The sequence below is a fragment of the Rhodococcus sp. 05-2254-5 genome, assembly GCF_002258575.1.
GTDB lineage: Bacteria > Actinomycetota > Actinomycetes > Mycobacteriales > Mycobacteriaceae > Rhodococcoides > Rhodococcoides fascians.
This window is the reverse complement of record NZ_NOZG01000029.1, coordinates 522,754-547,298: the sequence shown is the minus strand read 5'-3', so window position 1 is coordinate 547,298 and position 24,545 is coordinate 522,754. Positions and strand designations below refer to the sequence as shown.

Sequence of the window (24,545 nt, the reverse complement as noted above, 5' to 3'; positions counted from 1 at the left end):
CGCCCCAGATCTGCGCCCCTTTTGGGATCAATGTGGGTTTCAGTCACTCAGAGTGCAACAAAGCCACATTCATTCAGTGTCGGTTGGAACCCCGTTCGGGATGAATGTGGATTTCAGTCAGTCTGAGTGCAACAAAGGCGCATTGATCCCAACTGGGGAGGAGTGAACCGGGGCGGGGGGTCATGCAGGCTGAGCGCTGAGCAATCTCGCGCAGCGCAGCAGACCAAGGTGACTGTAGGCCTGGGGGTGGTTGCCAAGCGATCGTTCGGCAATCGGGTCGTATTCCTCACTGAGCAGTCCGGTCGGTCCGGCGGCGCTGACGAGTTGAGCGAACAGAGCCTCGGCCTCGGCGCGTTGGCCCACCAGCAGGTATGCCTCGACGAGCCACGCTGCGCAGAGGTGGAATCCGCCCTCGCCGCCGGGAAGGCCGTCGTCGTGGCGGTAGCGGTAGACCGTCGATCCGCTGCGCAGTTCGGCTTCGGTTGCGGTAACGGTGGCTGCGAAACGCGGGTCCGACGGCTCGATCAGTCCGGACAGGCCGATGTACAGCGTCGCGGCGTCGAGGTCGGTGCCGTCGTATGCGGCGGTGAAGGACTGCACTTCGTCGTTCCAACCGTTGGCGAGCACTTCTTCTCGGATGGTGTCACGAAGCTCGGACCAGCTCGATTCGGCTGTGCGGCCGAAGGTTTCGGCCAGACCGATGGCGCGGTCCACCGTCGTCCAGCCCATCACCTTCGAGTAGACATGGTGGCGGGGATTGTCTCGGATCTCCCAGATGCCGTGATCGGGTTCGAACCAGCGTCGCTCGACGGCTTCGACCATCGCGCGGACGAGGTCCCAGTCGTCGTCGGAGAGGCCGTTCTCGGACCCCGCGGCCTTGCGGGCGTGTGCGAGGGCGGACACCAATTCGACGATGGGCCCGAAGACGTCGAGCTGAACCTGTTGGTTGGCAGCGTTTCCCACGCGGACCGGACGTGAACCCGCGTAGCCGGGCAGCTCGTCGATGACGGCCTCGGGTGGCAGGCCCAGGCCCCAGATGGTGTAGAGCGGGTGCAGGCGTTCGGGTCCCGACACCGATTCGAGTACCCCGTGGATCCACGACAGGTAGTTCTCGGCCTCGGCTGTCGATCCGACGTCGACCAGTGCGGTCGCGGTCAATGCTGCGTCGCGCAGCCAGCAGTATCGGTAGTCCCAGTTGCGCACTCCACCAATGTCTTCGGGCAGCGAGGTGGTGGCGGCAGCCATGATCGAACCGGACTCGGAGTGCACGAGGCCACGCAAGGTCAGGGCCGATCGCTTCATCAGGTCGCGCTTGAGCGGCGGCAGATTCAGGCCGTCGGCCCAGTCCTTCCAGTACGACTCCGATGCTCGACGCCGTTCGACCTCGGGCCACGGGTGCTCGCTCAGATCGTCTGTGCCGAGCCGCAATTCGAGAACTATCGGCCCGTTCGACGGGTCGACCTCGGCGTGGGCGGACTGCTGGGATCCGTCGGAGACGATGTTCCAGGTGACGCCGGGGCTCCGCAGGACCATCGGGTCCGCGGTGCCGAGGATGCGCAGTCCGTCCACGTCGGGTTCCAGTGATGCCCACGCCTTTCCGAACTCCGGACGCGGCGCGAACGTGACGATGGCCGATGCCTTGCCGGTGATGACGCGGGTCAGCGCGGTCTGGCCCTGGCCGATGTCGTGCGGGAGGTAGTCGGTGACCTGCAGGCTGGCCCACTTGGTCTGCACGGTCATCGTGCCGTCCACGTACTGCTGGCTCAACGGAAGCGATGCGCGGACGGGTCCGATGCTGAAGTGTCCGGCCTGATCGCCGCCGAGCAGGTGTGCGAACACCGCTGCCGAATCGGGCTCGGGGTGACAGAGCCAGGTGACGTCGGCATCGGGAGTGAGCAGCGCGACGGCGTTGGGGCTGGCCAACATCGTCAGTCGTTCGATGCGCGGGGCGTCGGCTCCGGAGAGCCACTGCCGACGCTCCTCGAGCAGGAACGCCAAGGCCAGTGCCACGTGCTCGGTGCTGTCGATGCGGAATTCGGCGAGAGTATCGCCCGGTCCGATCTTGACCCCGATGTCGGGTCCGTGCAGGTGGCCGAATGCCTTCTCGTCGGTGACGTCGTCGCCGAAAAAGACTGCGGCAGTGGAGGCTTCCTGATGTCTGAGGATATCGAGGGCGACGCCCTTGTCGGTGATGATGACGGCCAGCTCGATGACGGACTTGCCTTCGGTCACCTGGACGCCGTCGCGTGCGGCAGCACCGGAACGCACGGCGGCCAGGGCTTCCTCGCCCGCGGCGGGCTCGGCGTTGCGCACGTGCAGTGCGACGCTGGCCGGCTTGGTTTCGATACTCACGCCCGGATGGGCGTCGGCGATGGCTTGGAGCTCGCCGGTGATGACGGTGAGGAGCTTCTTGGCGTCGTCGTCGATGGCGTTGACGAACCCGGCGTCGAACTCGCTGCCGTGGCTGCCCACGAGCTGCACCTCGGACGGCAATCGCGAGAGGATCGCGAGATCGCGGAGGGCGCGGCCGGAGATGACCGCAGCGTTGGTGCCGGCGAGGGAGGCGAGCCCGCGCATGGCGCTGACGGACTCGGGGTGCGGGAAGGCCTTTTGCGGGTCGGAGACGATCGGAGCCATGGTTCCGTCGTAATCGGACGCGACGAGCAAACGCGGAGTCCGAGCGACTCCGACGAGTGCGCGGCGAAGTTCGAGCGGCAATTCGAGAGCAGTCACGCGTCGAATCTAGGCGATGAACCTCGTCTCGGCGTACCTGGCTTCGTGCGTCCGGTGCATCACTGCTGGTCGGGAACCAGACCGGGCGACGGCGTCACACCGGAAGCAGCCGACATCGACCTCGCGGATTTGGTGACGATGGCCAACATCGCTCGTTGTGCGGCGTCGGCGTCACCGGACTGGATCGAGGACGCGACCACTCCGTGCAACCGGATGGCCTCGGGGTCTGCTTGCCGCGACATCAAGGCATGGCGGGTGCGTCCGGCGAGTACCTCGACGACGATGTCCGACATCGACCGCAACATGGGATTGCCCGACGCCTCCAGCAGCGTGCGGTGAAAGTTGCAGTCGTGTTCGAGGTAGGCCTCCGAGTCCGCGGACCGCGACGTCGAGGACATTCCGATGACGGCAGCGGTGAGCGCCCCGCAGTGCTCGGGGGTGGCTCGGTGGGCAGCGAGTTTGGCTGCCAAAGGTTCGATACCCGACCGCAGTTCGCTGAGCAGCAGCAGCTGCTCGGCGCGGGCAGGCCCGGCCAGTTGCCAGCGGATGACCACCGGGTCGAGGGAGTTCCAGTTCTGCGAACCCAGCACCGTGATGCCGACGCGTCGCCGAACGGTGAGCAGGCCCAGTGACTCGAGAACACGAACGACTTCTCGCACCACGGTTCGCGATACGGCGAACCGCACGGCGACGTCGTCGGCCGAGATTCGGGTGCCACTCGGGATCGCGCCACTCACGATGTCGCGCCCGAGCTCGTCGAGCACCGAATCGTGGAGTTGGCGAAAATCGTTGGTCTCGGTCATGTCCGATCGATCGTCCCACGGGTTGCCCGGTTTCTCGCGTCTGTCCGATCCCGATGCACCGGATGGAGCAGTATCGAGTCATGGCAGCAGAGAAGACAGGCAGAGCGCACCATCCGGTTCTCGTGGTGATGGGGGTATCCGGATCGGGCAAATCCACCGTGGCAGGCATCCTCGCCGGAGCCTTGAAATGGGACCTTCAAGAGGGCGACGACCTGCACCCGGACGCCAACGTCGCGAAGATGGCGTCGGGTCAGCCCCTGACCGACGAGGACCGATGGCCTTGGCTCGACATCATCGCCGAGTGGATCACCGACCACACCAGCACGGGACGATCGGGAATCGTGACGTGCTCGGCACTCAAACGGTCGTATCGGGACGTACTGAGCGCAGGGGCCAGGGACGGGGCGCCGGTGATCTTCGTACACCTGGCCGGAACCAAGGACCGAATCAGCGGACGTCTGAACGCGCGGATGGACCACTTCATGCCGTCTTCACTGCTCGACACCCAGATCTCGACACTGGAACCCCTCGGCGACGACGAGAACGCCATCGTCGTCGACATCGGCCCGCCGCCCACCAAAATCGCCGAACACGTCCTCGTCGAACTCGAAAAACGCGCAGGAATGTCCGAAAGCCACTGAGTGCTGCCTGCCTCGGTCCTCTCGCTCCCCACCCGGGTTCGGATCAATGCGGGATTCAGTCGGTCAGAGTGCGGCAATGGGACATTGATCCACACCCGGGGGCCGAAACAGGGCAGAGGTCCGGGGCGGAGTGTCCGGTAAGTGCATATTCCAAGCAAGCGCGCTTGATTTTAAGTACTACGAATGACCGAAAGGACTTGTAAAAGTACGACGAATGCGAGAAGGTGAGCTTGTTCACTTTTCAGTGAGGAGACAGCTCATGGTGCGAGGCGCACCCGCCAGGCCGGTCCAACTTCCCGTTCCCAACGCAGATGTCTGGGACTGGCAACTCGACGGTCTGTGTCGTGGTCTCGACTCGTCCGTGTTCTTCCATCCCGAGGGGGAGCGAGGCCGCGCCCGCGCCACTCGGGAAAAGACCGCCAAGCAGGTCTGCGGCCGGTGCCCGGTGCTCGAGCAATGCCGTCAGCACGCCCTCGAAGCGAACGAGCCGTACGGCGTGTGGGGCGGAATGTCTGCACACGATCGCGCCGACTTCTACCGCGGAGCCGTCCGTACCGCTTGATCGGAACCTGTCGGTGGTCTCGTGTTTCATGACGACCCATGAACAAGGTCCTGCGTGCGACGCTCGTCAGTGCGGTCGTCATCACCACCGTCATCGGAATCGCGTCGTTCGTGTTGAGTTTCGCCGCACTGTGGGATCTCGCCACGATGGCGGGCGTCCCGCGTTCTCTGTCGTGGCTGTGGCCGGTGATCGTCGACGGCACCATCCTGCAGGCTACGATCTCCGTCATCGCACTCGCCCAATTCGAGGAACAACGCAGTGGTCGACGCTTCTTCTGGGGCGTGTTGATCACGGCAGCTCTGGTCAGTATCGGCGCAAATGCCATGCACGCCTTCATTTCCGACGCCGGAACACTGCATCCGGCGCTGTCGGCCGCCATTGCGACGGTCGCCCCGGTCAGTCTGTTGGCCGCGACCCACGGACTCGGCATCCTCGTCCGAGTGCCGGCCGAACTGCCGCGCGACACCGAACCACCCGAACCCGAACAGACCCGTGAAGTCGGACAGGTCCATGCGGTCGAACAGACCGGCAGGGCCGAGGCGGGACGGAACCACACAACCGAGCAACCCGACGACGTCGAGTCGAGCATCGCAGACGTTCCGGTCGATGCCCGGGGCCGGACGGCCCCCGTCGCCGCGAGCATCGACGACCATGACGGCGACACCTCGGGCGCGCGAACCCAGGAGACGCTGATCGAGCATATTCGGGTCGATTCGCCGGCGCGCGATATTCCGTTCACGTCCGTGCGCCCGGTCGAACCATTGGACGACGTCGATCGCTGGATTCTCGACGAAGAACGGGTGGACGATCTCTATCCCGTCGACGCTCCGTGACATCCGGTGGCACCATCGAGAGATGAGCCAGAATCTGCCGAGATCCGTAGTTCCCGAGAAGCCGAAGCCGGGTCAGGAGTCGGTGTGGGATTACCCCCGTCCACCGAAGCTCGAGTCCTCCAACCGTTCGCTGGTCGTCCGGCTCGGCGGCGAGGTGGTCGCGCGCACCACCGCCGCGTACCGAGTGCTCGAAACCAGCCATCCGCCCACCTGGTACATCTCGCCCGCAGACGTGGTTCCGGGTGCGTTGACGCCGTCCGAGGCCCGGTCGACGCATTGCGAATGGAAAGGCGCGGCGACGTACTGGGACGTGCACGGCGGCGACGCCGTCGCCCCGGCCGCGGGGTGGAGCTACGAGAACCCGACACCGCGGTTCGCCGAGATCGCCGGCTACCTCGCGTTCTCACCCAGCCGACTCGACTGCGAAATCGACGGCGAGGCGGTCCGGCCGCAAGAAGGCGGTTTCTACGAGGGCTGGATCACCGACGACGTGGTCGGCCCGTTCAAGGGCATTCCAGGCTCCTACGGCTGGTGATCACTCACCCCGCGGGTAGCTCGGCGCGGGGGATGATCTGAATCGAACTCGTTGCGCCGGGGTCGCTGCCGGTCACCAGAACGTCCCCGGTGCGCGGGTCCACGGCAACAGAGTTGGCCTGTGTCACGGTCGGGACGTCGCCCAGGATTCGCGGTGCGGAGACGTCCGAAACATCTACCACGCGCAACAGATTCGACGCGGTCAACGTCACGAACAGCAGTGCCCGGTCGCGGTCGACGGCAAGTCCATACGGATTACCCGGGGCCTCGATCGACGCGGTCTGGCGGATACTCCCCGCAGCGTCGACCGAAGCGAGAAGAACGGTCCCGCCGTCGGTATCGGCGAACCCGGCTGTTGTCTCGTTCACCGTCACGGCGTGGGTCAGCTTGACGCCGATCGGGGCCTGCGCCACCTCCCGCTGGGTCGCGCCGTCGTAGACCCACACACCGTTGCCCTGCACGTCTGCGACGGCGGCGTACGGGCCGAGAGCGGCAGCGCCACCGGGCTGGACCGGGCCCGGCGGTAGCTCCGACACGACCGATCCCTCGCGCAGGAAGATCACCCCGCCGCCCATCTCGTTGGTGGCCACGATCGTGCCGCCGGAGGTGAGCACCGCGTCGTGCGGCTGCCGTCCGACACCCGTGGCCGTGGACAGGATCGCGCCGTCGTTGAGCGCCACTTCGAGTAGTTCGTCACTGCCTTCGAGCGGGGCCAGGACCGGGCCGTCGGGACCTGCCAGCGAAAGATGCCGGGGTGCGCCCGTCGTCGGGACCATCTGCCGGACGGCACCCGTCGCCGCGTCGAACAGCACCACGCCGTCGGGCTCGCGTACTCCGGCGGCGGCGATGCCCGACGTCCCCACGACGATGCCCTCGGGAGCCCCGGGGAGCGGAACGACAGTTCCGACGGGATCGGCAGAATCGGGTGCCTGGGCGGGTTCGGCCGCCGGAGTTGTTGCCGGAGTGGTTGCGGGCGAAGGGGATTCGTCAGGGGCAGACGAGCACCCCACGAGCAGGAGGCACATGACCGTCGCCGCGGCGAGAGCGGTTTTCACGATCGGCGGTACTGCTCGAAGTGCAGGGCATCGTCCAGTGGACGCCCCGTGCGCCAGCCGAATCGCTCGAGATCCGGTACCTCCTGGAACGACTCGACCGGGCCCACACACAACCATGCGATCGGACGCACCGGGGCGGGGATGTCGAGCAGTTCGGTGAGGTACGCCTCGTCGTAGAACGACACCCAGCCGACCCCGACGTTCTCGGCTATCGCTGCGAGCCAGAGGTTTTCGATGGCCAGTACTGCCGAGAACAATCCGGTGTCGTCGACGGTGTCGCGGCCGAGGACGTGCGGGCCTCCCCGGTTCGGGTCGTACGTGACCACCACTCCGGTGCCGCTGGTCTCGATCCCTTCGATACGGATGGGATCGAACGTCTGTCGGCGCTCGGAGTCGAGCTTGTCCGCGAAGTCCTGTCGGCAGTCGGCGACGTGTGCGGCGAAGGCGCTCAACGTGTCGGGTTTGCGGACCACCACGAAATCCCAGGGCTGGGTGTTACCGACGCTCGGTGCCTGATGCGCTGCGCCGAGGATGCGGCGCAAGGTGTCGTCGTCGACGACGGTTCCGTCGAACTCGGCTCGCACGTCGCGGCGAGATCGAATGGCCGCGTATACCGACAGTGTGGCTTCGGTCATGATATCCGTTCTCCGATAACAGTTTTCAGGTTCTCGTTCAGTTCGTCGACGAGGGCGGGCAGGTGCTCGCCGGGTGTGGGGCGGCCCAGATGGAAGCCCTGCGCCCGTCCGCATCGCAGCTCACGCAACACCGATACCGTCCTTTCGTCCTCTACGCCCTCTGCGGTCACCGACAGTCCCAGTGTGCGCGCCAGTTCAATGGTCGAGCGAACGATGGCGGCGTGAGTGGCATTGTGCGACATTCCGCTGACGAACGTTCGATCTATCTTGAGTTCCTGGACCGGGAGGCGCTCGATGTAGGCCAGAGAACTGTAGCCCGTGCCGTAATCGTCGATGGCGACCTGCACTCCCATGGCGTGCAGACCGGCCAGCACCTCGGTGGCACCGGCGGGGTCGGTCATCGCGGAGCTCTCGGTCACCTCCAAGGTCAACTGCTCAGCAGGACAATCGAACTCGGACAGGACCCGGGACACGTGGAAGATCAGGCTGTCGTCGAACAGGTTTCGGGTGGAGATGTTGACGGCCATGCGCAGGTGCAGGCCCGATGCCGCCCATCGCTGTCGTTCCGCCAGGGCTTGCTCGAGGACGTAGCGGGTCAGTGGGCGGATCAGTCCGGTGTGCTCGGCCGTGGGCAGAAATGCGCTGGGAGAGAGAATGTCTCCACTCGGGTGGTGCCAACGCAGCAGGGCTTCGACCCCCACCACGGTCATAGAGTCCAGATCGACCTGGGGCTGATAGCGCAGTCTCAGTTGATCCGACGCGAGGGCGGCGGTGAGCTCGCCCAGCATGATCAACTGCTCGCTCTTGTCCCGGTCCATGGACCGGTCGTAGTACGCGACGCGCGATTGCACGGTCTTTGCGGCCTGTACGGCGAGGTCGGCGCGCTGCACCAGACGGTCGGGTGTGGCGTCGTCCTCGGCGACGCCCGCCGGGGCGTTCGTCGCCACCCCCACGGATGCTTCGATGAGCAACGACATGTTGCCCACCTCGAACGGCGTCGAAAATTGTTCGAGTATGTCGCGGGCGAGGGCTTCGGGATCCATCGAATCCGATTCACCGCACAGCGCAAATTCGTCACCGGCCAAGCGTGCCAACAAGATCGCGTCGTCGCCTACCGTGCGCAGTCGGGTGGCGACGGCGGCCAACACCTGATCTCCGAGGCCCCGTCCGAACGTGTCGTTGATTTCGGTGAAGCGGTCGATGTCGACCGTCAGCAACGTCGATTCACCGGCGTTGCCGTAGATCTGGTGTTCGAGGGCGCGCAGGTTGGCCAGCCCGGTGAGGTGGTCGGTGTCGGCTACGGCACGGAGCTGAACGGTCTGGGTGTGCAGCAGTCGCAGCAGGTCGGTGATGCGCAGGATCACCAGGACCACCAGAATGCCCGCGCACAGCATGACCGCCCATCCCCACTGTGCGATCGGCTTCTCGCGCACGACTTCGACGACCATCACGGCGGGGGCGGTGAGCGTGGCGGCGGTCAGCACGACGACGGACGGTGTGGTGAACGACGCCATCAGGTGGGCGTCGGATTCGATGGTGGGACTGGTGATTCTCCGCATCGACGGGTGGAGTGCGGCGACGCCGATGAGGACGTAGGACAGCGTCCATCCCGCGTCGAGCAGCGAGCGGTCGGCCGAGGAATCGGACACGATGGAGAAGTTGTTGACGGTGTCGGTGACGACGAGCAGGACCACCGCCGCGGTGAGCAGTCGGTAGGACAGTGCCCGCCACTGACGAGAGCCGACGAAGTGGGCGAGCAACCCGAGCAGAAAGATGTCCATCGCGGGATAGGCGACATCGACCAGCCCGGCGACGCCGGAAATGCCGTCCCCATCCAGCGACGGTTGGACCGCAAAAACCCAGGTGAGCAGTGCGAATGCGACCATCACGATAGCGCTGTTGGCGATGTGGCCGCGTTCGCTCGCCCTCCACTTGTGCCGGACCAGCAGAAACAGTCCGAAACCGTAGATCGGGTAGCCGACGAGGTAGAGCGCGTCGGCGAGCGACGGGTAGGACGCGACGCCTCCGCCGGCGTGAAGCCACTCGTAGACGATGTCGCCGAGCACCCACACCGCGGTGCCCGCGGCGATGCTCCACCAGGCGGTTCGGTTGCGCGGACGGTTGAGCCTCGTTCCCACGATCGTGGCGGCGACGGCGGACGCCCCGACCACGACGAAGATCGATTGCGACCAGACGGAGTCGGGCACCGCGAAGTAGGCGATGCAGCCGAGTACGCCGAGTGCTCCGTACCACCGCCACCAGGCCGTCACAGTTGTCTCCAGCCGTTCGCGTGATCCGACGACTCAACAATGGCACATCAGGTGACCTGGGTCACTTTCTCGGGGTGTTTTTCGGGCTCGATGCAGGTAACGGGGATGTCGGTGCCTCGTGGGAGCATGAAAACGTGGAGTCGAGCGCCGAAACGGCGAAGAGCGGGGAAGCGAGCATCATGCATGCCGATCTCGACTCCTTCTATGCCTCGGTGGAGCAGCGAGACGACCCGCGGCTGCGGGGAAAACCGGTGATCGTCGGCGGGGGAGTGGTACTCGCGGCCAGCTACGAGGCCAAGGCCTTCGGGGTACGCACCGCGATGAGCGGTGGGCAGGCGCGGGCGGTCTGTCCGCAGGCGATCGTCGTGCCGCCGCGTATGGAGGCGTACTCCCAGGCGAGCAAGGACGTGTTCGACGTCTTTCACGACACGACGCCGCTCGTCGAGGGAATCTCCATCGACGAGGCCTTTCTCGACGTCGGAGGCCTGCGCAAGATAGCGGGCAGCGCACTCGACATCGGGCAGCAACTGCGCCGCGACGTCGCCGAACAGGTAGGGCTCCCAATCACCGTCGGGATTGCCACCACCAAGTTCCTGGCGAAGGTGGCCAGTGCGTTCGCCAAACCCGACGGGCTGCTGTTGGTGCCACCCGGTGGTGAACTCGAGTTCCTGCACCCGCTGAACATCGAAAGGCTGTGGGGCGTCGGCAAGGTCACCGCCGAGAAGCTGCACGTACTCGACATCAGAACCGTGGGAGACATCGCGGCCTACGGCGAGAGATCGCTGGCCTCGGTGTTGGGAAAGGGCGCAGGAGCGCACCTGTACGCACTGGCCATGGGACGAGATCCGCGCCGCGTGCAGCCCGGAAAGTCGCGCAGTTCCATCGGTGCCCAGCGGGCCCTGGGCCGCGGGCGGCACGACGCGGCCGAGGTGGAGGCGTCGTTGATCGGCCTCGTCGATCGCGTCACGCACCGAATGCGGGGCGCGCAGCGGACCGGCCGAACCGTGATGTTGCGCTTGCGGTTTGCCGATTTCACCCGGGCCACCCGATCGCACACCCTCGATCGCGCCACCGCCGACACCCGGGACATCCTCGATGCCGCCCTCGAGCTGCTGCACGAGGCGGCTCCGCTGATCGCGGAGAAGGGCATCACGCTGGTCGGGGTGACGGTCTCGAGCATCGACAGGGGTGGAGCCGAGCAACTGGAACTGCAGTTCGACGCCCCCTCGGTACGCAGACCACCCGAGGCGTCGGCTCTCGACCGTGCGTTGGACGGGGTGCACAAGAAGTTCGGGTCGACGTCGCTGACGCGCGGGGTACTGCTCGGACGAGACCCGGGGGTATCGGTACCGCTGCTGCCGGACTGACTACGTGCGCACCGTCGGCTGCACCCGAAAGCCCTCGGGCATCATGGTCAGCCGCTCCGTGACTTTCAGCCGATACGACGGGTCGGCCTGCAGATCGAAGCGTTGCAGCACGGTGCCGAGTACCAGTACGGCCTCATGGATGGCGAATTGCCTTCCGATGCATGCTCTTTCGCCCGTCCCGAAGGGCTTGTACACGTGCGCCGGCCGAGCTTTGATGCGGGCGGGCAGAAAGTTGTCGGGGTCGAATTTCTCCGGCCGGTCGCCCCACACCGGATCTCGGTGCAGGGCCGTCGCGAGCACGATCGCCCAGTCTCCTGCCGCCATGGGGTAGCCGTCGCCGATGACGGTGTCGGCTCGTGCGCCGCGTCCGAACGCGGGAACCGTCGGCCACAGACGCAGTGATTCGTCCAGGACTCGGCGGACGTACCGGAGTTTGGGTACCTGGCCGAACTCGGGCTTGTCCGTCCCCCAGATTTCGTCCACCTCGGCCCGGGCCCGTTCGAAGACCTCGGGGTGGGTGGCCAGGAAGTACAGTGCGAAAGACAATGCACCAGAGGTGGTCTCGTGCCCGGCGATCAAGAACGTCAGAATCTGGTGGCCGATGTTGGCTTCGCTCAATGCATTCGGGTTGTCGGCCTCGCGCGCCGCGTCCATCATGATCTGCAGTAGGTCGGTGAAGTCCCCGTCGGACTGTCGACGAGTACGTACGACGTCGGTGAGTACCTCGGCCAGGTACTTCTTGTTCTGCTCGTATCGGCGGTCCGATCGGGCGAACAGCGGCGCGGCGAACGCCGGGATCGATACCAACGCCCGCCGTTGGTTGTACGTCAGTGCGCCGACCATCGCGGACACGAACGGGTGTGGTTCGGCGCGGGTGAACGAGCCGAAGCTGTAGCTGAATCCGGTGCGTCCGATGGTCTCGAGCGTCAGCTTCGTCATGTCCGAGGACACATCGGTCGTCGACGCGTCGCGCGAACGCTCGGTCCAGTGCTCGATCAGATCGTCCGCGACGTTCACCATGATGTCGTGGTAGCCCCGCATGGCTCCGGCGGTGAACGCCGGCCGCAGCAGATCGTGGGCCCGTTGCCAATTGGGCTCGTGGTTGTAGGCGGTGAACAGGCCGTCGGCACCGATGTCGCGGAGGCGCTCGACGCCCGGCGGCAGGAACTTCTCGAAGCGGCGTTCGTCGCACAGATCGCCGACCACGTCGGCACCCGAGGCGAAGACGAAGCGTTTGCCGAGGATGTGGCGCTCGAACATCGGTCCGAGCCGGGCGGCCAGAGCGGTCGAATCCTGGATCGGCGAGCGCGGGTCGACGCCGATGACGTCGCCCAGTATCGGCAACCGATACGGCGGATGCGGTAGTACGCCGTCTCGTAGTGCGAATTCCGTCGACATGGCCGCTCCTCAGTCCCCGAACCGACTCGTTGAACCGGTGTCAAATAGTGACCGTACTCACCGTTGAACTCGTGTCAAGTAAGGTTCGAAATCCCATGACCACACCTCGAAAACGCATGACACCGGAGCAGCGGCGTGCGCAGCTGATCGAGATCGGGTCGACCCTGTTCGCCGAACGTCCCTACGAGGACGTGTGGATCGAGGAAGTGGCAGACCTGGCCGGGGTCTCACGGGGTCTGATGTACCACTACTTCCCGTCCAAACGGGAGTTCTTCGTCGAGATCGTGCGCACCGAATCCGAGCGCAACCTCGCCGTCACCGCCCCGGACCCGTCGTTGCCGGTCCTCGAGCAAATAGCCGCCGGACTCGACGCCTACATCGCCTACACCGACGAGCATGCGCACGGCGTCCGAGCGGTCAATCGAGGCGCGCTGCTCGGAGACGACCGCATCAACGACATTCTGACGCGCGAGTTCGACATCCAGCAGCAACGCATTCTCGACGCGCTGCCGGACGAGTTCCACGGCGACGAGACGATCCGGGCCGCGCTCCGCGGGTGGGTGGCATTCGTCCGCGCGGTCTGTCACGACTGGGTGGAGCGCAGGACTCTGAAGAGGGAACAGGTTCGCGAGCTGTGTCTGAAGGCGATCGCAGGTCTTCTCGAGGTGTGACCTGCGGGTCTATCGTCGGGGAATGTGCCGAAACATCACCACCCTGCGGGGATTGGAACCACACGCCACCGACGACGAGATCGAGGCTGCGGCGCGTCAGTACGTCCGCAAGATCAGCGGAGTGCAGAAGACGTCCGACGCCACCCGTGACGCGTTCGAGACGGCAGTCGCCGAGGTGACGGCCACGACGCATCGGCTGCTCGACGCCCTGCCGGACCGGCGGCAGCCACCTCCGACGGTGCCTCCGCTCAGGCGTCCGGAAGTGCAGGCGCGGATTGCCGCCAAGGCGGCTGCCGGGGCCTGATGCGCGCTAGCAGACCACTGCATCGAATGGATGGTTTTCCGCAGAATCGGACGCGCGATCGGGGTCGAGGGTGGCAAACTGGTCGAGTCAGGCGAAGGGGGTGACGATGACCGATCGACGACGACGACGCACGTTCGATTCCCGAGACGGTGACGCCGAGGTCGCCGAGCCGCTGCTGCGAGCGGTGTTGTCCTACGCGCCCCGCGACGAGTCCCCGATGCCCCATCCTTCCGAGGGCATCACCTTGCGGGCCGAGAACGGATCCGGTTCGATCCGCCTGGAATTGGCCATCGCCGACGATCTCGGGGTAGGCGTACCGGGACCGTTCGGATCCAGATTCTACGAATGTGGATCGTTCGAAGTAGTTGTGCCGCAACGAGACCCACGCGAGGGTGCGTTGTTGATGATTCACCTGCTCGAAGCCCAGGCTCCGCATCGATTCGAGTTCACCGCATCCATGCCTGCGTGCTGGGCGTTACGGCTCGAGCGAGACGGTTCCGTATCGGTGCTCGACAGCACCGGCGACGCAGTGATATTCATCGGCCGCCCTTGGGCTTTCGACTCCGACCTGCACCCGGTGCACGTGTACTACACCATCGAGAACGGCCTGTTGGTGCAGAATGTCGGAGCTACCTCCGACACCGGATACCCCATCCTCGTCGACCCCGATCCCGAGGCGATCATCACCGGAGACGGCAGACTCGTCACCGAGAGCTGGACACCGCGGCTGGTCGTCGGAGGCATCGTCGAGGATCTCCCGCCGCGGTCGATCTCCGGCCGAAAAGTGTTGTAGCGCAGTCAGAACGGATCGTGCTGAATGTGCTCCATCGGCGTACCGACCTTGCGCAGTGCGTACAGCGTGGTGCGCACCATCGACGGCGATCCACAGATCTGAATCTGCCGATCGGCCCACGAGCCGAACCGGGTCACCACCTTGCCCACCGGGCCGTGCAGCCGATGATGCATGCCCCACGGGAGTTCGCGCGTCGGACCCGAATGCCACCACGGATCCTCGAGCTCCTCGGTCACCGGCACCACCGTCAACCACGGATTCGACAACGACAGCTGCCACAGTGTGTCGAGGTCGTAGAGGTCGCACGGATACGTCCCACTGACGAACAGATGCACCCGCGGATTGGTGCTGCGCTGGGCCATCTCCATCACCTGCGCGCGCAACGGTGCCAAACCGGTGCCCCCGGCGATCATCAGCACGTCCTCGCCGATCGTGCGATCGACGTGCATGCCGCCCAGCGGCGGGCTGATCAGCCAACGGTCGCCGACAGTCGTTTCGGTGACCATCGCCGGTGATACCCAGCCCCCGGATACGCGTCGAACATGGAACTCGATCTCGCCGTAGGGGTTGCTGGGAATGGCAGGGGACAGGTAGCGCCACAGTTTGGGTCGCTGCGGTATCTGCACACTGACGTACTGGCCGGGGAAGTAGGGAATCTCCCCGTCGGTCTTCAGCCGCACCACGGCCAGGTCGTCGAGCAGGCGGTGATGTTCGACGACCGTCGCGCCCCAATACGGGGGCAGCTCGTCGTTGTCGGCGGCGGCGGCCATCGCGTTGCTCACCACGGTGAGGGCGTCTCGCCAGGCGGTCTCGACCTCGTCGGTCCACATCTCGGTGCCGGCGAAGCTCCGGAAGGCGCTGATCAGCGCCGAACTCCCCGCCCGGAAATGTGCTCCGGAGATTCCGTGCTTGCGGTGGTCCCGGCCCAGCTGTTCGAGGAACGGCTCGACGCGGTCGGCGTCGTCCAGATTGTCGAAGATGTACCCCAGTGCCAGGACGAAATGCTCGCGCAATGCGTCCATCGACGCCGGGAACAGGGAACGGAAGTCAGGATATTTGGCGAAAAGGTGAGCGTAGAACGACCGGGACAGCTGTTCGGGACCGTTCGGTGCAGCCGCTACCGACTTGAATCCGGTGCGGACCAGGGAGACCGTGCGTGCGTCGAGCAACCTCCACCCCCACCGATTGACACCTTCGACCGTCACCAAAGTAGACCGATCGAGACTTTCGCGCATCAGGGCTGCGCCCTCGTGCGCGTCTTGCGCCCCTCCAGGTACGCAAAACGCGCACGAGAAAAACTAAGGTTGAGCGGAACAGACTCAACTTGTCTATGGTTGTACCCAGCGACACGCTCGAACCCCACACTGGAAAGAAGGTGACCGGTGGACAGTTTCACTCCCACCACGAAGTCGCAGGCAGCACTTTCGGCTGCCCTGCAGGCCGCATCCGCGGCCGGTAACCCGGATATTCGTCCGGCACATTTGTTGGTGGCGTTGCTCGATCAGACCGACGGCATCGCCACACCATTGCTGAAGGCCGTCGGCGTCGACCCCGCAACGGTGCGTCGAGAAGCGCAGAACCTCGTCGATCGCCTGCCCTCGGCATCCGGTTCGACCACCACTCCGCAACTCGGCCGTGAAACCCTCGCCGCGATCACCGCAGCGCAGCACCTGGCCACCGAACTGGACGACGAGTTCGTCTCCACCGAACACCTCATGGTGGGTCTCGCGACCGGAAACGACGACGTCGCCAAGCTCCTGTCCGGCCATGGTGCAGGAGCCAACGAGCTGCGCGACGCGTTCCAGGCGGTCCGCGGCAGTGCCCGCGTCACCAGCGCGGATCCGGAGAACACCTACCAGGCGCTGGAGAAGTACAGCACCGACCTGACGGCGCTCGCCCGAGAAGGCAAGCTCGATCCCGTCATCGGTCGCGACACCGAAATCAGGCGTGTCGTCCAGGTGCTGTCCCGGCGAACCAAGAACAACCCCGTTCTGATCGGTGAACCCGGTGTCGGCAAGACCGCCATCGTCGAAGGACTCGCGCAACGCGTCATCGCCGGCGACGTACCCGAAAGCCTGCGAGGCAAGACCGTCGTATCCCTCGATCTCGGTTCGATGGTCGCCGGCGCGAAGTTCCGCGGTGAGTTCGAGGAGCGGCTCAAGGCCGTGCTCGACGACATCAAGAACTCCGCCGGTCAGGTCATCACGTTCATCGACGAGCTGCACACCATCGTGGGCGCGGGAGCCACCGGCGACTCGGCGATGGACGCGGGCAACATGATCAAGCCGATGCTTGCTCGCGGCGAGCTCCGACTCGTCGGCGCGACCACCCTCGAGGAGTACCGCAAGTACATCGAGAAGGACGCCGCCCTCGAACGCCGCTTCCAGCAGGTCTACGTCGGGGAGCCGTCGGTCGAAGACACCGTCGGCATCCTGCGCGGACTCAAGGAACGCTACGAGGTGCACCACGGCGTCCGCATCACGGACTCCGCCCTGGTGGCCGCCGCGACCCTCAGCGACCGGTACATCACGGCCCGGTTCCTGCCGGACAAGGCCATCGACCTCGTCGACGAGGCTGCATCACGTCTGCGCATGGAGATCGACTCGCGCCCCGTCGAGATCGACGAGGTGGAACGAGCCGTCCGTCGCCTCGAGATCGAGGAGATGGCCCTGGCCAAGGAGACCGACGACGCATCGAAGGCCCGGCTGGACAAGCTGCGTCAGGAACTCGCCGACCTACGGGAGAAGCTGGCCGAACTCAGCACGCGGTGGCAGAACGAGAAGAACGCCATCGACTCGGTGCGGGCGCTCAAGGAAGAACTCGAGAACCTGCGCGGAGAATCCGATCGTGCCGAACGCGACGGTGATCTCGGCAAGGCCGCCGAACTGAGGTACGGCCGGATCCCGACCCTGGAGAAGGAACTCGCGGCCAAGACCGAGGACTCACCTGCCCAGGGCGACGTGATGCTCAAGGAGGAGGTAGGCCCGGACGACGTCGCCGACGTGGTGGCGGCGTGGACCGGAATTCCGGCCGGCCGAATGCTGGAAGGCGAGACCGCCAAGCTGCTGCGGATGGAAGACGAACTCGGCAAGCGAGTCGTCGGACAGAAAGATGCAGTGCAAGCGGTGTCCGACGCCGTCCGACGGGCCCGCGCCGGGGTGGCCGACCCGAACCGTCCGACGGGCTCGTTCCTGTTCCTCGGACCCACCGGCGTCGGTAAGACCGAGCTCGCGAAAGCGTTGGCGGAGTTCCTCTTCGACGACGAACGCGCGATGGTGCGCATCGACATGAGTGAGTACAGCGAGAAGCACGCCGTCGCGAGGCTCGTCGGTGCCCCTCCGGGCTACGTCGGCTACGAGGCCGGCGGGCAGCTGACCGAGGCGGTACGCAGGCGTCCGTACACGGTGGTGCTCTTCGACGAGGTGGAGAAGGCTCACCCGGATGTGTTCGACATCCTGCTGGCCGTGCTCGACGAGGGCAGGCTCACCGACGGTCAGGGCCGCACGGTCGACTTCCGCAACACGATCCTGATCCTCACCTCGAACCTCGGTGCCGGCGGCACCAAGGACGAGGTGATGGACGCGGTGCGGCGCTCGTTCAAGCCCGAGTTCGTCAACCGGCTCGACGACGTCGTCGTGTTCGACGCACTGTCGGAGGACCAGCTCGAGTCGATCGTCGACATCCAGCTCGGCTTCCTCGCGAACCGTCTGGCAGCTCGTCGACTGACTCTCGACGTGTCGTCGCCGGCCAAGATGTGGCTGGCCGTACGCGGTTACGACCCGCTGTACGGTGCTCGACCGCTTCGCCGACTGATTCAGCAGGCGATCGGCGACCAGCTGGCGAAGCTCCTCCTCGCCGGTGACGTGCACGACGGCGACGTGGTGCCCGTCAACGTCAGCCCCGACGGCGAACGGCTCATCCTCGGCTAGCGCCCGAGCCGGCAACCAGCCGGAGCAGGCCCGCACGAGACCTCGTGCGGGCCTGCTGTCGGTTGCCACTGTCGACGTTCTCGGCGTGGGTACCCTCGTGGAATGACAAATCCGGACGACCCGCGAGCACCCCGAGATCGCGATCAGGACGCGGCGCAGCAGCCGGAGTCATCCCAGCCGACCCAGGACTACGGGCACCCAGGTGCCCAGCAGTACCCGGACGCCCAGCAGTACCCGGACGCTCAGCCGACGGAGGCGTATCCGACCCAGGCCTACGGCAACCCCGACCCGCAGGCGTACCCACCGGGCTACCAGCCGACGCAGGCGTTCCCGCCCTTCGACCCGGCGCAGCAGGCGGCCGCGAACCAGGCCTACGGGCAGGCCCCGGGATACGACACCCAGCAGTTCGGTCACACCCAGCAGTTCGGACAACCACAGCAGTTCGGGGGCACCCAGCAGTTCGGGGGTGCGCCGCCGCCGCAGGAGCCGAACAGCGTCGATTCCGGCAGTAAGGGGCCCCGTCCGTGGGTTCTGGCGCTGATCGGGCTCGTTGTGCTCGTCATCGTCGTCTCGTTCGGGATTGCGTTTCTGAGCGGAGGGCGCGACGAGCCGGGCACCACCGCCGCGGCACCGTCCACCTCCATCCGGCCCTCGCCGTCCAGCGCGCCCACGACGACGCCGCGGCCCACGGAATCGGGTGCGACAACCACACCCGAGCTCATCCCGGGCGGCATTCCCGAGATCCTCGGCCAGCTCGGCTCGTCGGTGGGAACGATCAACGCCAACGACGGTTCGACTCTGACGCTCGACGGCCTCGACGGCGCTCCGGTCACAGTGCAGACCACACCGCAGACCCAGATAATCTCGTTGTCCGGTCGCGATCTCGCGTCGTTGGCCGTCGGTGCTTTCGTCGTGGTGCAGGGCGAGGCCGTCGAGAACGGAATCATCCGTGCGAACGTCATCATCGAGACTCCCAAACTCGGAGGGTGACGGCGGGAGTGGAGCCTGCGGAATGACCCGCAGCTCCCCGTGCGGCTCCTATGACCGTTCACAGGAGTCGGCGGCCGTGGACGGGCGCGAGGTGGAAGTCGATTAAGGTGGTTCGCGATGACGGCAATGTGGTTCGGCCTGGCGGTAATTGCACTCGTGGGCGCAGCAGCGCTGCTCTACATCGACCGATCCAAGCGAGATCGATCCGGTCGGGTACGGCAGATGTGGGCCAAGGCCCAGGGGTACGAGTACCGACCCCACGACCGAGAGCTGGTCACCCAGTTCTCGCGCGCCGCGCTGTCCAAGCCCGAGTTCGATGTGGCTCTCGGTGTCGTCACCGGAGTTCGGCGTGGTGAGGAGTTCGTACTCTTCGACGTCGAGGAAACGGGCACCATCGTGGCCGTGCAGCGTTCCGTCGGCTCCGATGTCGATATCGACCTGAGGCCCCGCTCGACGCCACCTCCGCGCGACGAGGACATGCAACTTCTCGGGTCCATCGGACCGCGAGTGGTGTTCGCCACCGACGTCGACATCGCTCGTCGTGTCTGTGACCAGCGGATGGCTGCGTTCACCGAGTCGATTCCCGAGAATCTGCAGCTGTTGTGGAGTGAACAGGACTGGACTCTCGGATCGATGCCCCTGACCAGCTCGGGGCGCGATTGGGATGCCGCGATCGATGCGGTGGCGCGACTGTCGGGGATGCTGCACGTTCTGCCGCCGGTCCGCGGTAGCGCGGTGTACGGCTCGCGTCCGGGCGGCGGCGAGTCCGTTCGTGATCGAAGCGATCCGGGTCGACCGTTGGTGCAGGAACCGCGCGTCGGGCCGCCCCGCAACCAGCAGTCCGGGAACGTCCCGCCGCGCAGTGTCGAGCCTCGCGGTGTGGAGACGAGAAGTCCTGCTGCCGATTCTCGTCCGCAGGAGGCGACTCGACGGCCGAGTCCACCGAGGCCGGATCAGAGCGGACCGCAGGCCACGCGATCGGTGAATCCGGTGCGACCGGTGCCGCGTCCGCCCGTGTCCCGTCCGATTCCGTTCGATGCGGATCGGCGACGCAACCAACCCTGATCATTCTCGGGCGTGCCTACCGGCCTCGGCGGCTGGGCACCGTTAAATTCGTACCTCGTGACGGTTTTCTCGGGCGTTGTGGTCCTCGTGCTGGTACTCGTCGTTCTCGGTTACGTCCTGAGTGTGGTGCGCCGCCTCGCGCGGTACCGCGGTCTGGCCGAGCAGAGCGCACGGCTCGTCGACATCGAGCTCGAGCGTCGATACGAGCAACTGCAACCGTTTCTGACTGCGGCCGAGTCGGCGGACCTGTCGGGCGACCTGCTGCGTCAGCTCGCCGGAGCGCGTTCGTGGTCCAAGGCAGTCCGTGATCGCGGACTGGGCCTGCAGGCGCAGGCTGCAGCCGAGAACGCTCTGTCCGCCGCCTTCCATGCGGTTCTCGACGACGCCGAAGCGCGCCGCAGTGTCGTCGGCAACTGGGCGTTCCAGGGGCCGGCCGGCGACCTGACGGTCACCGAGAAGCGGATTGCCGGCGCGGTGCGGGTGTACAATGACACGGCGTATCAGCTGTCCGAGGCCGTCGGATCGTTCCCCTCGTCGCTGGTCGCGAAGGCTCGATCGGTGACCGCGCCCGAACCGTTCGTCGAAACCAAGGAGTCCCTGAACGAGCACCGCGCCGCCGAGGTCGCCGCGTAGGGGAGCGCTGCGCCCAGTACCCGGGTGCGGGTGGTCGAGAATCTCGGTGGGTAAGTTCGTACCGACCCGACCGCCTCATGGCACGACGAGAGGAACCCGAACATGGCTGACAGCGCTGCGAATTCGGACAGGCAGGAACTGGCCGATCTGGTGAAAGAGCTCGCCGTCGTGCACGGGAAGGTGACGTTGTCCTCGGGCAAGGAAGCCGACTACTACGTGGATCTGCGTCGGGCGACCCTCCATCATCGCGCAGGTGCATTGATCGGTTCGCTGATGCGCGAACTCGTCGCCGACTGGGATTTCGCGTCGGTCGGCGGTTTGACCATGGGCGCAGACCCGGTGGCGATGTCCATCATGCATGCCGAGGGTCGTCCGATCGACGCGTTCGTGGTGCGCAAGGCGGCGAAGGCGCATGGCATGCAGCGTCAGATCGAGGGACCGGACATCGTCGGCAAACGTGTTCTGGTGGTGGAAGATACGACGACGACCGGCAATTCGCCCCTGACCGCAGTTCGAGCCCTGCGCGACGCGGGCGCGACGGTGGTCGGGGTCGCCACTGTCGTGGATCGGGCGACGGGTGCGGACGAGGTCATCGCCGCCGAAGGGCTGGAATACCGATCACTGCTGGGCTTGGCAGACCTCGGTCTGTAGCCACTGTCGCGGCCGGACCGGGGGCCCGGCCGCGACAGTGATTGTCTACAAGCCTGTTTCAGCGAATCAACTGCGCGACGACGACGAAGTTGTCGTCGGTAGGCTCGCCGCCTTGGACGTCGCAGTTGGCCAGGATCAATCGACCGGGTACCGATTTGCGCAGTTCGTTGTCTGCCAACAGTGATCCCTTCGGCAGGGGTCCTACGGTTTCGACTGCGTATTCCAAGGTGCCGCTCGAGGTACGCAGCACAACGGTGTCGCCAGGGGTTACCACCCGCAATGCCTTGAACGGGGCGTCCCGCTTCGAATAGTTGTGTCCGGCAACAACTACCGTCTGCTCGGTCGAGGTGCCCGGCATGCCACTCTCGGCCCACCAGGCCGGTAGTTCGTCCACCGGGTTCAGCACCTGCCCGCTTTCCCCGCCGCGATAGAGGGGGTCCGGATGAATGGGACTGCTCAGATAGGTCGACCCGTCCGCCGAGCGCAGCTCGATGTACTCCGGTCGAGAGGGGGCGACATCGCCCGTCGGTGCAGCCCCCGAGATCTGTGACTGCACCGGCGAACGATCGGGTGCGGCGATCCCGACTTCGTCACTCGCACAACCTGATACGAGAAGAACGAACGTCAGGATCGCCGTCCACAGCCAGCGGGTGTTACGAGGTGGCATCGGTGGAGCTGCGGCGACGCAGGTAGAACGCGCCACCGGCAGCTGCGACGACGACCACGCCGACACCGGCCAGGATCACCGGGGTGTTCGACGAGCTGTCCGAAGCGCCCGACGCCTCGTTCGAGGAATCGCCGAGTGCCAGATCGACCGGCGGGAGCTCTCCGGCCACGCTGACGACGCCGTTGTCGTCGGTGGTGAAGTAGTCCGCGACGGTGAAGGATCCGTCCTCGTTCTTGACGCCGACGAGCGAGACTCCGGTCTTGTCGACGACGACGGTGTTCTCGTCGACCTCGGTGACGGGTACGTCTTCCTTCACGGTGTTGCCGAGGTTGATGGTCCACTCGAACTTCGGTCCGCTGGCTGCCAATTCGGCTGCCTCGGCCTTGAGATCGGCCTCGGCCTTCGCCTTGGCGTCGGCTTCGGTCTTGGCGGCCGTTGCGGCGTCCTGAGCCGTCTTCAGCGTGGCTGCTGCCTCCGTGGCCTTGGTCTTGGCGGTCGCGGCTGCGTCGGTCTTGGCCTGCAGGTCGGCGTTCGCCGTCTCGACGGCCGTATTCGCCGTCACCAGTGCCGCTGCGGCTGCGTCGGCCTTGGCCTGCAACTCGGCGACATCGGCGTCCGACGGCGCGGAATCGAGTGCAGCCTGGGCAGCGGTTGCCGCCTCGGCCTTGGCGTCGGCATCGGCCTTTGCTGCGTCGGCTGCAGTGCGGGCGTCGGCTGCGGCTTTCTCGGATGCAGTGTCTTCACCTGCGGCGGCCTCGGCTGCGGCTTCGAGGTTCTTCGCGTTCTGCTCGGCCACTGCAGCCACTGCGGCAGCGGTCTGAGCCTCGATGTTCAGTGCCAGCGACTTCGCGGCAGTGGCAGCGGCAGCGCGAACTGCAGCGGTCACCTTGGTGAGGTTGAAGTTCTTGAACGAATCCTGAACAGCGGTAACGGAATCCGCGAGCGCCTTGTTCGATGCGTCGGCTTCGACCTTGGCGGTGGCGGCGAGTTCGGCCTTCGCGTCGGCGTCTGCGCGAGCCGCCTCGGCTGCGGCGGTGGCCTCGGGGTCGCCCGAGACGGCTGCGGCTTCGAGCTCTTTCGCCTTCGCCTCTGCCTCGGCTGCGACTGTTGCAGCGCTGTCGGCGGCGGCCTTGGTTTCGTCGGCCTTGGTCTTCAGTTCGGCAGCGGTGTTCTTCGCTGCGGTGACCGCTGCGCTCGCTGCTGCGCTCTCGACCTTGGCGTTCGAGGCGGCCGTGACGGCGGCCTTGGCCTTGACGTCTGCCTCGGCAGCAGCAACTTCTGCCTTGGTGGCGTCGGTGCTCGCGGTGGCCTCGGCTGCCTTGGCCGTCTCGAGTCGTACCTGGGCGGCAGCCGATGCGGCTGCGGCTTCCTTGCTGGCGGCCTCGGCGTCGGCGATCGCCTTCTTCTCGGCGTCGGACAACTGCGGAATGACGTCGAGATTGACTGTGGCCGTGCCGTCTTCGTTGAACACGACGCCGCCGGTGATCTGCGGCAGTGGACGAACGGCGGAGGGGGCTTCGGGTGTCGGGACTGCGGCTGCGGCGGCCGCGGCTGCGTCCTCGGACGTGACGGCCGGGACAGGAGCGTCGATCTGTCCTTCGGCTGTTGCGGTGCCCGATCCTTCTACTGCGGCACCCTGTTGGCCTGTGGGAGCGGCGGGTTCGACGCCTTCGGATTCTTCGCCCGCCGGTGCTTGAACCTCGGAGCTTTCCGGCGTACTGGGCTCCTGAGCACTGGCGATTCCCGGTGCGGCGATGGACAGGGACAGTGCCGTGGCGGCCCCGGCTGCGGCGAGGCGCGCCTTCTTGGACCTGGCGATCGACTTCTGCGACATGGAGATTGTGGCCCTTCGGTCAGTGGCAGCAGTGAGCTGCGCGCACCCGTCCTCCCACGCGGAACGAGTGTTGTTGGTGAGTCACACGAACAACCGTGATGACGTGACCGTAAACCAACCGGACGGTACATCGAACCGAAAAGTCCTTTACTGAGGTATTGGTTACCAAAGTGTTAC

Annotated in this window: 22 protein-coding genes; 13 read left to right on the top strand and 9 right to left on the bottom strand. The window is 65.9% G+C overall.

The features are described 5' to 3' along the window. Nucleotides 1-180 precede the first annotated feature (180 nt). Nucleotides 181-2,733 (bottom strand): trehalose-phosphatase, encoded by a 2,553-nt coding sequence (gene otsB, locus CH278_RS22115; RefSeq protein WP_032406564.1) that lies wholly within the window; start codon nt 2,731-2,733, stop codon nt 181-183. A gap of 59 nt (nt 2,734-2,792) precedes the next feature. Beyond that, nucleotides 2,793-3,536, bottom strand: a complete 744-nt coding sequence (locus CH278_RS22110) for a FadR/GntR family transcriptional regulator (RefSeq protein WP_027494331.1) — start codon at nt 3,534-3,536, stop codon at nt 2,793-2,795. A gap of 80 nt (nt 3,537-3,616) precedes the next feature. On the opposite strand from CH278_RS22110, the gene CH278_RS22105 reads away from it, so the two are divergent. The 4 genes from CH278_RS22105 (at nt 3,617) to CH278_RS22090 (ending at nt 6,107) form a co-directional block, all read left to right on the top strand. Beyond that, entirely contained in the window at nt 3,617-4,177 is a 561-nt protein-coding gene (locus CH278_RS22105) for a gluconokinase (RefSeq protein WP_032364969.1), read from the top strand. Between the two features lie 259 nt (nt 4,178-4,436). Beyond that, on the top strand, nt 4,437-4,739 hold the full coding sequence (locus CH278_RS22100) for a WhiB family transcriptional regulator (RefSeq protein WP_032364923.1): 303 nt from the start codon (nt 4,437-4,439) through the stop codon (nt 4,737-4,739). A 38-nt stretch (nt 4,740-4,777) separates the two neighbouring features. Next, nucleotides 4,778-5,572: a DUF2637 domain-containing protein gene (locus CH278_RS22095; protein ID WP_094622817.1), complete on the top strand. Its 795-nt coding sequence runs from the start codon at nt 4,778-4,780 to the stop codon at nt 5,570-5,572. 22 nt (nt 5,573-5,594) lie between these two features. Continuing rightward, nucleotides 5,595-6,107, top strand: a complete 513-nt coding sequence (locus CH278_RS22090) for a DUF427 domain-containing protein (RefSeq protein ID WP_032364925.1) — start codon at nt 5,595-5,597, stop codon at nt 6,105-6,107. A gap of 4 nt (nt 6,108-6,111) precedes the next feature. Here the strand turns inward: CH278_RS22090 and CH278_RS22085 are convergent, their stop codons facing one another. From CH278_RS22085 to CH278_RS22075, 3 genes are read right to left on the bottom strand one after another with little or no spacing between them, the layout of a single operon-like run. Then, the gene (locus CH278_RS22085; RefSeq protein ID WP_256991882.1) at nt 6,112-7,161 is read right to left on the bottom strand and encodes a hypothetical protein; all 1,050 of its coding nucleotides are present in this window, start codon (nt 7,159-7,161) and stop codon (nt 6,112-6,114) included. Further along, complete coding sequence (gene bluB / locus CH278_RS22080) at nt 7,158-7,781, bottom strand: 5,6-dimethylbenzimidazole synthase (protein WP_179274518.1); 624 nt, start codon at nt 7,779-7,781, stop codon at nt 7,158-7,160. Before bluB ends, CH278_RS22085 begins: the two co-directional genes overlap by 4 nt. Nucleotides 7,782-7,792: 11 nt before the next feature. After that, nucleotides 7,793-10,066, bottom strand: a complete 2,274-nt coding sequence (locus tag CH278_RS22075) for a putative bifunctional diguanylate cyclase/phosphodiesterase (protein ID WP_094622816.1) — start codon at nt 10,064-10,066, stop codon at nt 7,793-7,795. Nucleotides 10,067-10,200: 134 nt separating this feature from the next. Between CH278_RS22075 and dinB the strand changes: the two genes are divergently transcribed. Beyond that, nucleotides 10,201-11,433: a DNA polymerase IV gene (dinB, locus tag CH278_RS22070; RefSeq protein ID WP_255032281.1), complete on the top strand. Its 1,233-nt coding sequence runs from the start codon at nt 10,201-10,203 to the stop codon at nt 11,431-11,433. Here the strand turns inward: dinB and CH278_RS22065 are convergent, their stop codons facing one another. Further along, complete coding sequence (locus CH278_RS22065) at nt 11,434-12,831, bottom strand: cytochrome P450 (RefSeq protein ID WP_032406557.1); 1,398 nt, start codon at nt 12,829-12,831, stop codon at nt 11,434-11,436. Between the two features lie 95 nt (nt 12,832-12,926). Between CH278_RS22065 and CH278_RS22060 the strand changes: the two genes are divergently transcribed. From CH278_RS22060 to CH278_RS22050, 3 genes are all read left to right on the top strand, one after another. Beyond that, nucleotides 12,927-13,502, top strand: coding sequence for a TetR/AcrR family transcriptional regulator (locus tag CH278_RS22060; RefSeq protein WP_094622815.1), 576 nt, complete (start codon nt 12,927-12,929; stop codon nt 13,500-13,502). A gap of 22 nt (nt 13,503-13,524) precedes the next feature. Then, nucleotides 13,525-13,806, top strand: coding sequence for a DUF2277 domain-containing protein (locus CH278_RS22055; protein ID WP_032373673.1), 282 nt, complete (start codon nt 13,525-13,527; stop codon nt 13,804-13,806). Nucleotides 13,807-13,912: 106 nt separating this feature from the next. Further along, entirely contained in the window at nt 13,913-14,599 is a 687-nt protein-coding gene (locus CH278_RS22050; RefSeq protein WP_094622814.1) for a hypothetical protein, read from the top strand. Between the two features lie 5 nt (nt 14,600-14,604). On the opposite strand, the gene CH278_RS22045 is transcribed toward CH278_RS22050, so the two are convergent. Then, nucleotides 14,605-15,768, bottom strand: coding sequence for a globin domain-containing protein (locus CH278_RS22045; RefSeq protein WP_094622946.1), 1,164 nt, complete (start codon nt 15,766-15,768; stop codon nt 14,605-14,607). 213 nt (nt 15,769-15,981) lie between these two features. Here CH278_RS22045 and clpB point away from each other — a divergent pair, with 213 nt between their 5' ends. The 5 genes from clpB to pyrE all read left to right on the top strand — a co-directional run bounded on the left by clpB (nt 15,982) and on the right by pyrE (nt 21,867). Continuing rightward, entirely contained in the window at nt 15,982-18,528 is a 2,547-nt protein-coding gene (clpB, locus tag CH278_RS22040) for an ATP-dependent chaperone ClpB (RefSeq protein WP_032364931.1), read from the top strand. A 102-nt stretch (nt 18,529-18,630) separates the two neighbouring features. Then, the gene (locus CH278_RS22035; protein WP_094622813.1) at nt 18,631-19,518 is read left to right on the top strand and encodes a DUF5666 domain-containing protein; all 888 of its coding nucleotides are present in this window, start codon (nt 18,631-18,633) and stop codon (nt 19,516-19,518) included. 126 nt (nt 19,519-19,644) lie between these two features. Further along, complete coding sequence (locus CH278_RS22030) at nt 19,645-20,583, top strand: hypothetical protein (RefSeq protein WP_032364973.1); 939 nt, start codon at nt 19,645-19,647, stop codon at nt 20,581-20,583. Nucleotides 20,584-20,640: 57 nt separating this feature from the next. After that, nucleotides 20,641-21,216 carry a LemA family protein gene (locus CH278_RS22025; protein ID WP_057472646.1) on the top strand — a complete coding sequence of 192 codons (576 nt, stop codon included), beginning with the start codon at nt 20,641-20,643 and terminating at the stop codon, nt 21,214-21,216. Between the two features lie 102 nt (nt 21,217-21,318). Further along, on the top strand, nt 21,319-21,867 hold the full coding sequence (pyrE, locus tag CH278_RS22020; RefSeq protein WP_032388970.1) for an orotate phosphoribosyltransferase: 549 nt from the start codon (nt 21,319-21,321) through the stop codon (nt 21,865-21,867). Nucleotides 21,868-21,925: 58 nt separating this feature from the next. Here the strand turns inward: pyrE and CH278_RS22015 are convergent, their stop codons facing one another. Both CH278_RS22015 and CH278_RS22010 read right to left on the bottom strand, forming a co-directional pair. Continuing rightward, nucleotides 21,926-22,534 carry a class F sortase gene (locus CH278_RS22015; RefSeq protein ID WP_057472911.1) on the bottom strand — a complete coding sequence of 203 codons (609 nt, stop codon included), beginning with the start codon at nt 22,532-22,534 and terminating at the stop codon, nt 21,926-21,928. Further along, a complete protein-coding gene (locus CH278_RS22010) occupies nt 22,521-24,368 on the bottom strand; it encodes a hypothetical protein (RefSeq protein WP_094622812.1) in 1,848 nt (615 codons plus the stop codon). Before CH278_RS22010 ends, CH278_RS22015 begins: the two co-directional genes overlap by 14 nt. Between the last annotated feature and the right edge of the window lie 177 nt (nt 24,369-24,545).